At 64.1% G+C, this 13,849-nt stretch carries 12 protein-coding genes; 10 read left to right on the forward strand and 2 right to left on the reverse strand.

Annotated features, from left to right (window positions below):
* Positions 1–54: 54 nt before the first annotated feature.
* Positions 55–867, forward strand: a complete 813-nt coding sequence (locus SO140_RS13935) for a thermonuclease family protein (RefSeq protein ID WP_449381130.1) — start codon at positions 55–57, stop codon at positions 865–867.
* 69 nt (positions 868–936) lie between these two features.
* Positions 937–2,412, forward strand: a complete 1,476-nt coding sequence (locus SO140_RS13940; protein ID WP_449381129.1) for a M48 family metalloprotease — start codon at positions 937–939, stop codon at positions 2,410–2,412.
* A 133-nt stretch (positions 2,413–2,545) separates the two neighbouring features.
* Here the strand turns inward: SO140_RS13940 and SO140_RS13945 are convergent, their stop codons facing one another.
* Entirely contained in the window at positions 2,546–3,874 is a 1,329-nt protein-coding gene (locus SO140_RS13945; protein ID WP_449381128.1) for an MFS transporter, read from the reverse strand.
* Positions 3,875–4,053: 179 nt separating this feature from the next.
* On the opposite strand from SO140_RS13945, the gene cyoA reads away from it, so the two are divergent.
* The 8 genes from cyoA to SO140_RS13985 all read left to right on the forward strand — a co-directional run bounded on the left by cyoA (position 4,054) and on the right by SO140_RS13985 (position 12,521).
* Positions 4,054–5,214, forward strand: coding sequence for a ubiquinol oxidase subunit II (gene cyoA / locus SO140_RS13950; RefSeq protein ID WP_449381127.1), 1,161 nt, complete (start codon positions 4,054–4,056; stop codon positions 5,212–5,214).
* Positions 5,215–5,225: 11 nt separating this feature from the next.
* Positions 5,226–7,223: a cytochrome o ubiquinol oxidase subunit I gene (gene cyoB / locus SO140_RS13955; RefSeq protein ID WP_449381126.1), complete on the forward strand. Its 1,998-nt coding sequence runs from the start codon at positions 5,226–5,228 to the stop codon at positions 7,221–7,223.
* Positions 7,224–7,853 (forward strand): cytochrome o ubiquinol oxidase subunit III, encoded by a 630-nt coding sequence (gene cyoC / locus SO140_RS13960; protein WP_449381125.1) that lies wholly within the window; start codon positions 7,224–7,226, stop codon positions 7,851–7,853.
* Complete coding sequence (gene cyoD, locus SO140_RS13965) at positions 7,850–8,230, forward strand: cytochrome o ubiquinol oxidase subunit IV (protein WP_449381124.1); 381 nt, start codon at positions 7,850–7,852, stop codon at positions 8,228–8,230. The genes cyoC and cyoD overlap by 4 nt, the downstream gene beginning before the upstream one ends.
* Before the next feature lie 8 nt (positions 8,231–8,238).
* Entirely contained in the window at positions 8,239–9,069 is an 831-nt protein-coding gene (locus SO140_RS13970) for an SURF1 family protein (RefSeq protein WP_449381123.1), read from the forward strand.
* Positions 9,041–10,438, forward strand: a complete 1,398-nt coding sequence (locus tag SO140_RS13975) for an ATP-binding protein (RefSeq protein WP_449381122.1) — start codon at positions 9,041–9,043, stop codon at positions 10,436–10,438. Before SO140_RS13970 ends, SO140_RS13975 begins: the two co-directional genes overlap by 29 nt.
* Entirely contained in the window at positions 10,428–10,961 is a 534-nt protein-coding gene (locus tag SO140_RS13980; protein WP_449381121.1) for a response regulator transcription factor, read from the forward strand. Before SO140_RS13975 ends, SO140_RS13980 begins: the two co-directional genes overlap by 11 nt.
* Before the next feature lie 159 nt (positions 10,962–11,120).
* Positions 11,121–12,521 carry an adenylate/guanylate cyclase domain-containing protein gene (locus SO140_RS13985; RefSeq protein WP_449381120.1) on the forward strand — a complete coding sequence of 467 codons (1,401 nt, stop codon included), beginning with the start codon at positions 11,121–11,123 and terminating at the stop codon, positions 12,519–12,521.
* Between the two features lie 108 nt (positions 12,522–12,629).
* Here the strand turns inward: SO140_RS13985 and SO140_RS13990 are convergent, their stop codons facing one another.
* On the reverse strand, positions 12,630–13,529 hold the full coding sequence (locus SO140_RS13990) for a helix-turn-helix transcriptional regulator (protein ID WP_449381119.1): 900 nt from the start codon (positions 13,527–13,529) through the stop codon (positions 12,630–12,632).
* Positions 13,530–13,849 lie beyond the last annotated feature (320 nt).

Raw genomic sequence — 13,849 nt, forward strand, 5'->3', positions numbered from 1 at the left:
GCAATGACTGAGGATGTGGCAGCCCCGTCGCTAATCCGGCCCCAAGCCTCTTCGATGGCAACCACGTTTGAGTTAAGAGTGGAGCGCAGAACAACCTTGCCGGGTCGCGTGAACCAATCACTCCTCTTCTTTTTTGCTGCCGCATCACTTCTCATCATGTCGCACGGCACAGCCTTTGCAGCTGCCTGCCAGTTCGAGTCCCAGGGTGAAGGCCGCGTCGCCGACATCGTCGATGCGCGTAGCTTGCGTCTCGACGACGGGCGCGAAGCGCGCCTCCTCGGCATCGAGCCCACTGCAACAACGAAGCAGGCGCTAGCGGCGATGCTCGTCGGCCGCGACGTTCGCCTGCGCGGCACCGATGACACGCCGGACCGCTACGGCCGCCAGCCTGCGCTGGTTTTCCTCGGCGAGAACGATACCTCCGTGCAGGCCCTATTGTTGTCCCAAGGTGATGCAATGGTCTCGGCTGAGATCGCAGACAAGGATTGCGCGGCCGCCCTGATGGCGGCGGAAGCAGAGGCGCGACGCGGAAAAAAGGGCAGCTGGGCTGACCCGTCGGCCATAAAAAACGCGGAAAGTCCGGACGATATTTTGGCCGGGATCGGGCGCTTCGTAGTGGTCGAGGGTAAAGTGCTCTCCGTCCGGCAAGCTGGGGCAACGACTTACCTCAACTTCGGCCGGAACTGGACACGCGGCTTTGCTGTGACTATTTCAAGGCGCATGGTTCCGGCCTTCGAGAACGCCGGGATCGTTCTCAAGTCCCTGGAAAATCGGAAGATTCGAGTCCGGGGCTGGGTCGAGGGGAGTGTGGGGCCGCGGATTGACGCGCTCCGGGTGGGGCAGATCGAATTATTGGGCACGAACTAGCCGGGGTAAGGCCTTAAGGCCAGGCACGGGTTAAGCGACGTGGATGGGGTTTTGGGACGCGGAACAGAGGTGAGCCGCCGCCTTCGGGTTGCGCCGGCTGGGCTTTGGGTTGGCCTATCTGTTGGCCTGGGTGCGCTGCTCTCGGGGTGCGGCGACATGGGCCGCTTCCAGACCGCGGCCCCGCCTGTCGTCACCGTGCCCAAGCCAAAACCTGCGGTCGCGCAGACGCCGGCCACGGAGAAGGAGCACGAGCGCATCCTTGCCAGCTATGGGGGCGCCTATGACGATCCCCGGCTCGAGCAGCTCGTCACCAAGACGGTCGAGCGGCTGGTCGCGGCCTCCGATCGACCCGACCAGGGCTACAAGGTCACGATCCTGAATTCCGGCGCAGTGAATGCCTTCGCGCTGCCGAACGGTCAACTCTATGTCACGCGCGGCCTGCTCGCGCTCGCCAGCGACACCTCCGAATTGTCGTCCGTGCTCAGCCACGAGATGGCGCATGTGCTGTCCAAGCACGCCGCGATGCGCGAGGACCAGGCGCGCCAGGCCGCGATCGTCACCCGCGTCGTCACCGACATGAGCAACGATCCCGAGCTCACCGCGCTCGCGCTTGCCAAGACCAAGCTCACCATGGCGAGCTTTTCGCGCAACCAGGAGTTCGAGGCCGACGGCATCGGCGTCGGCATCTCCGCGCGGGCGCATTTCGATCCCTATGGCGCGGCGCGCTTCCTTTCGGCGATGGAGCGTAATGCCGAGCTGAAGGCTGGCAAGAACGCGCTCGATCCGCGCGCGCAGGATTTCACCTCCTCGCATCCGGCTACCCCCGAGCGCGTGCAGAACGCACAGACGATCGCGCGGCAATATGCAGCGCCGGAGGACGCCGAGCGCGACCGCGAGACCTATCTCGGCGCGATCGACAACATCGTCTATGGCGAGGACCCGAGCGAAGGCTTTGTCCGCGGCCGCCGCTTCCTGCACCCCAAGCTCGGCTTCACCTTCCAGGCGCCCGACAATTTCACGCTCGACAACACCGCGCAGGCGGTGATCGGCGTGCGCGAGGGCGGCTCGCAGGCGATGCGCTTCGACGTCGTACGGGTGCCGGCCGAGCAGACGCTCGGCGACTATCTCAATTCCGGCTGGATGGAAGGCGTCGACAAATCCTCGACTGAGGACATCACCATCAACGGCTTTCCGGCAGCCGCGGTGACCGCCAAGGGCGACCAGTGGCAATTCAAGGTCTACGCGCTGCGCTTCGGCAGCGACGTCTACCGCTTCATCTTCGCGAGCCGGCAGAAGACCACCGAGAGCGAGCGCAATGCGCGCGAGACAGTGAACTCATTCCGCCGCCTGACGCTCGAGGAGATCCAGGCCGCCCGTCCCCTGCGCATCAAGGTGATCACCGTGCAGCCCGGCGACACCGTGGAATCGCTCGCCCATCGTATGGCCGGCGTCGATCATCCGACCGAGCGCTTCCGCGTGCTCAACGGCCTCGACGCCCACGCGCAGGTGAAAGTGCGCGACCGCGTGAAGATCGTGGTGGATTAAGGTCTCTAGGGTGGGCAAAGCGCAAGCGTGCCCACCACTTCTGGTGCAATCGCGGATGGATGGTGGGCACGGCGCAAGAGCGCCTTTGCCCACCCTACCGCACCCGAGTTGGTGCGGCCGCCGACGGACCTAACTAACTACCCGCATCCATATCGCCGCGTTCGCGCTGGCCGCTCAGCCAGAGCGCCATCAGCGTCCACAATGCGCCGGAGAGCAGATAGGCACCCGAGGCAATGACGCCGAGATTGGTGGCAAGCAGGAGCGCGGCGAGCGGGGCAAAGCCGGCGCCGAACAGCCAGGCCATGTCGGAGGTGAGCGCCGAGGCCGTGTAACGGTACATCTGCTTGAAGTTGGAGGCGATCGCACCGGAAGACTGGCCGAAGGACAGACCGAGCAGAATGAAACCGAGCACCATGTAGATGGTCTCACCGAACGCGCCGGCATCGAGCAGCTGCGGGGCAAAGCCGCTATAGACCGCGATTGCGATCGCCGAGCCCATCAGCAGCGACTTGCGGCCGACGCGGTCGGCGATAATGCCGGAGGCCACGATCGCCGCGACGCCGAAGGCGGCGCCGACGATCTCGATCATCAGGAACCTTACCGGGCTCTCATGGGTGAACAGAAATACCCAGGACAGCGGAAACACCGTGACCATGTGGAACAGCGCGAAGCTCGCCAGCGGCGCGAAGGCCCCGAGCATGATGTTGTGGCCTTCGCGCGCGACGGTGTCGGAGATGCGCGAGGGCTGCAAGTCACGGGTCTCGAACAGCGAGGCATATTCCTCCGTCGCGACCATGCGCAGGCGCGCAAACAGCGCCACGACGTTGATGGCGAAGGCGACGAAGAACGGATAGCGCCAGCCCCAGTCGAAGAAATCGTCGGCCGAGAGATTGCCGGCGAAATACGCAAACAGCGCGCTCGCCACGATCAGCCCGAGCGGCGCGCCGAGCTGCGGCACCATCGCGTACCAGCCGCGCTTGTTCGGCGGCGCGTTGAGCGCGAGCAGAGAGGCAAGCCCGTCCCACGCGCCGCCCCAGGCGAGACCTTGGGCTGCTCGCGCCAGCGCCAGGAGCCAGATCGCGGCCGCGCCGATGTCGCTGTAGCCGGGCAGGAACGCGATCGCCACCGTCGCGGTGCCCAGGAGGAACAGCGCGGCGACCAGTTTTGCTGTCCTGCCGTATTCGCGGTCGACCGTCATGAAGATGACGGTGCCGAGCGGCCGCGCCATGAAGGCGAGCGCGAAGATCGCGAATGAATAAAGTGTGCCGGTCAGTTCGGTGGCGAACGGAAAGACCAGGCGCGGAAACACGATCACCGAGGCGATCGCATAGACGAAGAAGTCGAAGAACTCCGAGGTGCGCCCGATGATGACGCCGATGGCGATCTCGCCGGGATTGGCCTGGTCGTGACCATGCTCGCCCGGGTTTACGCCTGCCATTGCGGGGGTCTGTGCCATCGCCATCGTGTGCTCTTAACGTCCTGAGAACCAAAGCCGACCACCCGGCGGTCGCCGGGCATTCTCCCCCCTCTCTGGCCCACCATTCCGCACTGCAACATTGGACAAATTGTCCAATGTCCCAATTGGTGCGCCGCAGCTACGCCTTGGCTGCACTACGAAATTTTCAACCAAAAGGCCTACCTGTGTCCCGTCTACGGATCCTGGCGCTACTACCTTTGGCAGTCGTCCTAAGTGGCTGCAACTTCATCGTGCTTGCGCCGGCCGGTGATATCGCAGCGCAACAGCGCGACCTCGTCATCATCTCCACCGTCCTGATGCTCCTCATCGTCGTGCCCGTGATGGCGCTGACGGTGCTGTTCGCCTGGCGCTATCGCGAGTCCAACAAGGCCGCGCGCTACGAGCCCGAATGGGACCATTCGACCAAGCTCGAGCTGGTGATCTGGTCGGCGCCGCTGCTGATCATCGTTTGCCTGGGTGCGCTGACCTGGATGGGCACGCATCTGCTCGATCCCTACCGTTCACTGGACCGCATCGCCGCCGATCGTCGGGTCGATGAGGCGACGGTGCCACTCGAGATCGATGTCGTCGCGCTCGACTGGAAATGGCTCTTCATCTATCGCGACTACGGCATCGCCACCGTCAACGAGTTGGCTGCTCCCGTCGATCGCCCGATCGACTTCCACATCACCGCCTCGACGGTGATGAACTCGTTCTATATCCCCGCGCTCGCCGGCCAGATCTATGCGATGCCGGGCATGGAGACCAAGCTCCACGCCGTCGTGAACCACGCCGGCACTTACAAGGGCTTTTCGGCGAACTACAGCGGCGCCGGCTTCTCCGGCATGCACTTCGCCTTCCACGGCCTGGACGACAAGGGCTTTGGCGAGTGGATCGGACGCGCGAAAGCCGCCGGCGGCACGCTCGGCCGCGCCGAATATCTCCAGCTCGAGAAGCCGAGCCAGAACGAGCCGGTGCGGCGCTACGGCACCATCGATGCCGATCTCTACCGCCTGATCCTCAACATGTGCGTCGAGACCGGCAAGATGTGCCAGAGCGAGATGATGGCGATCGACGCCAAGGGCGGCCTCGGTCATGAGGGCCTGAACAACATCCTGCCGCTCGCCTACGACAAGTATGCCCGCCGCGGCACGCCGCTTGGGCCGGAGCCGACCTTCGTTGCCGGCACCTGCACGCCTGACGCTCCGCAGGGCCAGACGACCGCGGCGATCAAGGAGCCCCGCGACGCCACGCCGCTGCTTGGCGCCGGCTTGAAGCGGCCGAGCTTCACGCCGCTCAAGTCCTCATCCTTCTTCCTCGGACAACGTCCGAAGTCAGACTCCTAAAGAGAGCACGCATGTCTCCTGATCTCATCAAGCTCATCTTTGGCCGGCTCGGCATCGAGTCGCTGCCACTGCACGAGCCGATCGTCGTTGGCACCTTCGCGGTGGTCGCGCTCGGCGGCATCACGCTGCTCGGCGGCCTCACCTATTTCCGTCTCTGGGGCTACCTCTGGCGCGAATGGTTCACCACCGTGGACCACAAGCGCATCGGCATCATGTACATGATCCTCGGCATCGTGATGCTGTTGCGTGGTTTCGCCGACGCCCTCATGATGCGTGGGCAGCAGGCGCTCGCGTTTGGCGGCTCCGAAGGCTACCTCAACGCCCATCACTACGACCAGGTCTTCACCGCCCACGGCGTGATCATGATCTTCTTCGTGGCGATGCCGCTGGTCACGGGCCTGATGAACTACGTCGTGCCGCTCCAGATCGGCGCCCGCGACGTGTCGTTCCCGTTCCTGAACAATTTCAGCTTCTGGATGACGGTCGGCGGTGCGGTGCTGGTGATGGCGTCGCTGTTCATCGGCGAATTCGCCCGCACCGGCTGGCTGGCTTATCCGCCGCTGTCGAACATCGGCTACAGTCCCGACGTCGGCGTAGACTATTACATCTGGGCGCTGCAGGTCGCAGGCGTCGGAACGACCTTATCCGGCATCAACCTGATCTGCACCATCGTCAAGCTGCGCTGCCCCGGCATGACCATGATGAAGATGCCGGTGTTCACCTGGACCTCGCTCTGCACCAACATCCTGATCGTCGCCTCCTTCCCGGTCCTGACCGTCGTGCTCGCGCTGCTCTCGCTCGACCGCTACGTCGGCACCAACTTCTTCACGAACGATTTCGGCGGCAGCCCGATGATGTATGTGAACCTGATCTGGATCTGGGGCCATCCCGAGGTCTACATCCTGGTTTTGCCAGCGTTCGGCATCTTCTCCGAGGTGACCTCGACCTTCTCCGGCAAGCGGCTGTTCGGCTACACCTCGATGGTCTACGCCACAGTCGTCATCACCATCCTGTCGTACCTGGTCTGGCTGCACCACTTCTTCACGATGGGATCGGGCGCCAGCGTCAACTCCTTCTTCGGCATCACCACGATGATCATCTCGATCCCGACGGGCGCGAAGATGTTCAACTGGCTGTTCACGATGTATCGCGGCCGAATTCGCTACGAGCTGCCGATGCTTTGGACGATCGCCTTCATGCTGACCTTTGTGCTCGGCGGCATGACCGGCGTGCTGCTCGCAGTGCCGCCGGCCGACTTCGTCCTGCACAACAGCCTGTTCCTGATCGCGCACTTCCACAACGTGATCATCGGTGGCGTGGTGTTCGGCGCGTTCGCCGGCATCAACTACTGGTTCCCGAAGGCGTTCGGCTTCAAGCTCGATCCGTTCTGGGGCAAGCTGTCGTTCTGGTTCTGGGTCACCGGCTTCTACCTCGCCTTCATGCCGCTCTACGTCCTCGGCCTGATGGGCGTGACCCGCCGCCTGCGCGTGTTCGACGATCCTTCGCTTCAGATCTGGTTCGTCATTGCTGCGATCGGCGCCGTCCTCGTCTTCCTCGGCATCCTCAGCATGCTGATGCAGTTCGCGGTCAGCTTCCTCAAGCGCGAGCAGCTCAAGGACGTCACCGGCGATCCCTGGGACGCGCGCACGCTGGAATGGGCCACCTCCTCGCCCCCGCCGGACTACAACTTCGCTTTCACGCCCGTCGTTCACGACAATGACGCGTGGTGGGACATGAAGAAGCGCGGCTACCAGCGTCCGCTCACCGGGTTCAAGCCAATCCACATGCCCAGCAGCACCGGCACCGGCATCATCCTCGCCGGCTTCGCCACCGCGATGGGATTCGGCCTGATCTGGTACATCTGGTGGCTGGCCGCCGTGAGCTTCATCGCGATGCTCGCCGTCGGCATCGGCCACACCTTCAACTATCACCGCGACTTCGACATTCCGGCCGACGACGTCGTCCGGAGCGAGGATGCGCGTACCAAACTGCTCGCCGGAGCCAAGTAGATGACTGTCGCTATCAAACCGACCCAATCCGGCGAGCCGATCTTCTACCTCGCCGACGAGCATCCGCATCCGGAAGGCTACAGCACCTCGCTCGGCTTCTGGATCTATCTGATGAGCGACTGCCTCATCTTTGCGATCCTGTTCGCCACCTTCGGCGTGCTCGGCGGCAACTACGCCGCCGGTCCCGCGCCCAAGGACCTGTTCGACCTATCGCTGGTCGCCGTGAACACATCGATGCTGCTGCTGTCGTCGATCACTTACGGTTTTGCGATGCTGACGATGCAGCAGAACAAGATCGCTCAGACGCAGATGTGGCTGGCGATTACCGGCCTGTTCGGTCTCGCCTTCATCGGCATCGAGCTCACCGAGTTCGCCCACATGATCCACGAAGGCGCCACCCCGCAGCGCAGCGCCTTCCTGTCCGCCTTCTTCACCCTGGTCGGCACCCACGGCCTGCACGTCAGCTGCGGCCTGATCTGGCTGGTAACGCTGATGGTGCAGGTCTGGCGCTTCGGCCTGATCGAGGCCAACCGCCGCCGGCTGATGTGCCTGTCGATGTTCTGGCACTTCCTCGATGTGGTCTGGATCGGCGTCTTTACCTTCGTCTATCTCCTGGGAGTTCTGCGATGAGCACCGATACCCACGCCGCCCATGCGGACGACCATCACCACGGCGACAGCCATGCCCATGGCTCATTCTCGACCTATATGCTCGGCTTCGTGCTCTCGGTCGTGCTGACCGCGATCCCGTTCTGGCTGGTGATGAGCGGTACGCTGCCGAGCAAGCAGATCACCGCGCTCGTGATCATGGCGTTCGCAATCGTGCAGATCGTCGTGCACATGATCTACTTCCTGCACATGAACGCCAGGGCCGAGGGCGGCTGGAGCATGATGGCGATGATCTTCACCATCGTCATGGTCGTGATCGCGCTGTCCGGCTCGCTGTGGGTGATGAACCACCTCAACAGCAACATGATGCCGATCCACCAGATGAGCGGGATGAAGTGATCGCAGCCATGAGACACGACGGACGGAAAGCGCGCAGTCGTACCAGGGCTGCGCGCCCGCCTTTGTGGCTCACGACGCTCTCCCTCCTCGCCATCGCCATCCTGATCGGCCTCGGCGTCTGGCAGATCGAACGGCGCGCCTGGAAGCTGGCGCTGATCGACCGCGTAGAGACGCGCGTTCAGGCCGCGCCGACCATGTTGCCGCCGCCTGCGACCTGGCCCGCGGTCACCGCCGCGACCGACGAATACCGCCACGTCAGCGTCACCGGCCGCCTGCTGAACGACCGGGAGACGCTGGTCAAAGCCGTGACGGAGGAAGGCGCCGGCTTCTGGGTGCTGACGCCGTTTCAGCGCGACGACGGCACACTCGTCTTGATCAATCGCGGCTTCGTGCCGGTGGAGAAGCGTGATCCTGCGACGCGGCCGGATGGTAACGTATCCGGCACGATCGAGCTCACCGGCCTCCTGCGCATGAGCGAGCCGAAGGGCGGCTTCCTGCGCGACAACGATCCCGCGCATGACCGCTGGTATTCGCGCGACGTCGCGGCGATCGCCGCCACGCGTGGCCTTGGCGAGGTCGCGCCCTTCTTCATCGATGCCGACGCGGCCCCTAATGCCGGCGTCTTTCCGATCGGCGGATTGACCGTGATCCGCTTTCCCAATAACCACCTGATTTACGCGCTGACATGGTTTGCTCTGGCCATTATGCTGGCCGGTAAACTCTTCGTCACATTCGGCGGCGGGCTGTTCCGCCGCGGGCGCTTTGTCCACGAAAGGGCCGGCGAGGCCGCCGCCCGCGGGACGGGATCAGATGCTGGAACGATCGTCGAGCCGACCTGAGAAGGAAAAGCTCTCTCTCGGATATGACGCGGCCGCGCTTCCCGTACAGGTGGAGGGCCGCACCGAATTGACCGCGACGTCGCTGCCCGCGCCGACCGACGACGAGACCAACCGCAAGAACATGGCGCTGCTGATCCAGCTGCGCTGGACCGCGGTCGTCGGCCAGATCGTCACGATCGGGACGGCGCATTTCGGGCTTGGCATCGAGCTGCCGCTCACGCGGATGGGCGCTGTGATCTCGGCGCTGGTGCTGCTCAACATTTCGAGCCTGGTCTGGGTGCGCCATCGCGCCGCGATCACCAACAACGAGCTGCTGGTCGCGCTGATGCTGGACGTCGCCGCGCTGACGGCGCAGCTTTACCTCAGCGGCGGCGCCACCAATCCCTTCACCTCGCTGTTCCTGTTGCAGGTGACGCTGGGCGCGGTGCTGCTCGATGCGCGCTCGACCTGGTCGCTGGTGGCACTGACCTGCGCCGCCTTCGTCTGGCTGACGCTCGCCTACCGGCCGCTGGACCTGCCGCACAACCCCCTCAGCGACACCTACAGCCTGACAGTCGTCGGGATGCTCTTTGGATTCGTGCTCAACGCGGTGCTGCTGGTGGTGTTCGTGACCCGCATCAACAGGAACCTGCGCGATCGCGATGCCCATCTGGCGGCGCTGCGCCAGCATGCCGCCGAGCAGGACCACATCGTCCGCATGGGCCTGCTCGCCTCGGGCGCCGCGCATGAGCTCGGCACCCCGCTCGCCTCGCTCTCGGTGATCCTCAACGATTGGCGCCGCATGCCGGATCTGGCGGGCGACCACGAGCTCGCCGAGGATCTCGCCGAGATGGAGACCTCGCTGCAACGCTGCAAATCGATCGTGACGGGCATCCTGGTCTCCGCCGGCGAAGCCCGCGGCGAGGGATCGGCGCCGACGACCGTGGCAGCCTTCCTGACGGCGCTGGTCGAGGAATGGCGCAACGCGCGCTCGGCGCGCACGCTCTACTTCACCAACACGTTTGGCGACGACGTCGCGATCGTCTCCGACATCGCGCTGAAGCAGGTGATCTTCAACGTGCTCGACAACGCCTACGAGGTCTCGCGCGAGTGGGTCGAGCTCTTGGCCGAGCGCGAGGACGACAAGCTCGTGCTGTCGATCAGCGACCGCGGCCAGGGCTTCGCGCCGGAGATGCTGGCGCAGCTCGGAAAGCCCTACCAGTCGAGCAAGGGCCGCGCCGGCGGCGGGCTCGGCCTGTTCCTGGTGGTCAATGTCGTGCGCAAGCTTGGGGGCATGGTGACCGCGGAGAACCACAGAAAGCGCGGCGCCACCGTGCGACTCGTGCTGCCGCTCTCCACGCTCGCCATCGGAGACGGTTTTGGTGCCTGAGCAGTCGCTGATCATTGTCGAGGACGATGCTGGCTTCGCGCGCACGCTGAAGCGCTCGTTCGAGCGTCGCGGCTATTCCGTGGTGATTGCGGCCTCGATCGAAGAGGTCCGGAAGGAGCTCGAGGACAAGTCGTTCGGCCGCGCCGTCGTCGACCTCAAGCTCGGCGGCGCCTCGGGGCTTGCCTGCGTCGAGCTGCTGCACAGCCATGATCCCGACACGCTGATCGTGGTGCTCACGGGCTTTGCCAGCATCGCCACCGCAGTGGAGGCGATCAAGCTCGGAGCCTGCCACTATCTCGCAAAGCCCTCCAACACCGACGACATCGAAGCCGCGTTCCAGAAGGCCGAAGGCAATGCCGAGGTGGCACTGGACAGCCGGCCAACCTCGATCAAGACGCTGGAGTGGGAGCGCATCCACCAGACCCTGATCGAGACCGATTTCAACATCTCGGAAGCCGCGCGGCGGCTCGGCATGCACCGCCGCACGCTGGCAAGAAAGCTCGAGAAGCGGCCGGTGAAGTGAGCGGGAATCCCTCGCCGTGATTGTAGGGTCGGTTAGCCAACGGGTCCGCGCAACCCACCACCGTTTGTCTTCGCGGAAGCGGACGAGGTGCGTTACGCTACGCTAACCATCCTACGCGGCTGCCCAACGGCCGCAGAGGCCACGCGAGGAGACCACCCCGTGACCACGCTTGTCGAGCGCCTTGACCTGTCTGCCGTATTGCCGCGTGCGCGCGATCGGCGCGAGACCGAAACCGTCGAGTTTGCCCAGGCCGCGCTCGCAGCGGCCAAGCAGGAGGGCCTGCGGCTGGCGGTGCGGGCGCGCTATGTCGCGCTCGCGGTGATCGCTTGCCTGCTCATCTACATCAATCCGGTTTGGGACCAGCTCTATTATGTGGCGCTGCTTGGCCTGTTCGCCCTGATTGGCTGGGCCCAGGTCAGGGTTGGCCGGGTTGGCGTGTCGAGGCCGGAGCTGGCGCTGTTGTTCTGCGACCTCGCACTGCTGACCTTGATCCTCATCGTGCCGAATCCGTTCGGATCCGCGCGCTTGCCCGTGGCGATGCAATTCCATTTGGGCAACTTCATCTATTTCTTCGTGCTGCTGTCGGGTGCGACGCTGGCCTACTCCTGGCGCACCGTCATAGCCGTCGGAACGTGGACCGCGGCTCTTTGGATCATCGGCGTTGCCTGGGTGTGGTCGCAACCCGATCGCGACCCTGAACTAACCGCCCGCATCGCCGCGGCGATCGGCAGCGATCACAGGCTGTTTCAGTTGATCTCGCCAAGTTCGATCGCGCTCGGCACGCGCATCCAGGAGATCGTCGTGTTCATGATCGTCGCGGCGACGCTCGCTCTGGCGGTGCGTCGCAGCAATGATCTCCTGATCCGTCATGCCGCGGTGGAGCGCGAACGCGGCAATCTCGCGCGCTATTTCTCGCCAAACGTGGTCGACGAGCTGTCGCGGCACGACGAGCCGCTGAAGCAGGTGCGCACCCAAAACGTCGCGGTGCTGTTCGTCGACATCGTCGGCTTCACGGCCTTTGCCGACGCGCGCACGCCGGAGGACGTCGTGCGCACCTTGCGCGAATTCCACGCGCTGATGGAGCAGGAGGTGTTCCGCCACAGCGGCACGCTGGACAAATATCTCGGCGACGGGCTGATGGCGACCTTCGGCACACCCTTCGTCGGCAAGCTTGATGCCAGCAACGCACTACGCTGCGCGCAGGCGATGATGGCGGCCGCGGATCGCTGGAACGGGCAGCGCAAGGCGGCCGGCGAGTCTCCGATCCGCGTCAGCTTTGGCCTGCATTATGGACCCGTGGTGCTCGGCGACATCGGGGTCACCTGTCTCGAATTTGCGGTGATCGGCTCGACCGTGAACGCGGCAAGCCGGCTCGAATCCTTGACGCGCACGCTCGGCTGCGCGCTGGTGGCCAGCGACGATCTCGTCAGGCGCGCCAGGGTCGAGCTCGGCGATGCCGAGGAGGCGTTTCGTCCGCTGATGGCCCAGGCCCCGCAGACGGTCCGCGGCCTCGAGCAGCCGGTCGCGATCTGGACGCAGGCCCGCGCGGGAGAGCCGTAGATCGCAGCGATCGCGACGGGGTTGGCGGATACGGTTCAGCGCGCGGACCACCGCCACCGCTATCATTCGGCCGGCGAACTCCGGCCACGGAGTTCCGGTCCAGCGGCCTCAATCGGACCTTCTTGACTGAGCCCGTATGCCACTCGGCGACTCGCCAAAGCGCGAGTGAAACGATCGATTGAAATAGGAGATATCGGAAAAGCCGACCTCCAATGCAATGTCGGAAATCAGTCTTGGGCTCGCGGCCGGCTCCGTCAAAAGCGCGAACGCTCGTTGCAGGCGCAACTCGTTCACCTGGGCGGTAAAGGATGACCCCGCGGTTTCGAGCAGCCGCTGCAGATAGCGAGGAGAAACGCCTTGGCTATGCGCCACCGCTTCCAGATTGAGTTCCGGGTCGTCAAAATGGGCAGCGATGTAATCCAAGGCGGCGGCCAATCGGATCGCCACCACTGCGCTGGCGTTGCTCTCACCCGACAGACAGTCCCGACTCAGCATCATTGCCGCGAGATCGTGAACATGCGTCGCGACCAGAGAACGTAGATCGGACGTCGCCAGGCGAAGCTCGTCCCATAGTGGACGCATATAGCTTCTGATGAGCCTGAGGGTGGTGTGCTCGCGCGGGATGGGCTGCATCGTCGGCTCATCGATATGGCTAAGGCGCGATGCAAGCTCGGCACGCGGGATCACCAGCGCGAAATAGCTTCCTCCTGCGAAGCTCACGCTCCCGGTGCTTCTGTGGTGCACTGCGATGGCATCTCCAGCCCGGAGCGTCGCCTCCCGACCCCGCTGAGTTACGACAGAGCGCTTCGTCATGTTTATGATGATGGCGATGGATCCATCGGCGTCCGCCGCATCGCTTGTGCGACGAAATCGAAGCGGCGAAGACGTGGAAGAGAACGCATTCAGCCCCGGCAGGATACGCAACGTCGACCGGGCGTGGAATGGAATATCCGACAACGGCTCGATATCGACCCGAAGAATCTTGTCGCCGAATTCCTCGCGCCACATGGAGAGGCGCTTTCGCTGGGGAAACTTGTCAGTCGAAAGTCGAAATGTTGCGAGTTCAGGCAAGCATTCCGACGTCTGGTGCTTTCCTGTTTCACTCATGGGCTTCGACCTCAGACGCGTCTCAGAACCTCGCGAAGCAAAAGCGGAGCGTGAGATGCTGAGCAAATACCCTGTCGTCGCACGCACCGGATGGTACTCCTCTCCGGAAGAGCGTCGAGGCATCTGCTGATTGACTCGATTCGCAGAGCCACGCGGGTCACTCCTTCCGATCAGCACACAGTCGGCAACTTATTCAGCCGAACCACAATCCGAGCGTGTTG

Source organism: Bradyrhizobium sp. UFLA05-108 (assembly GCF_059803455.1).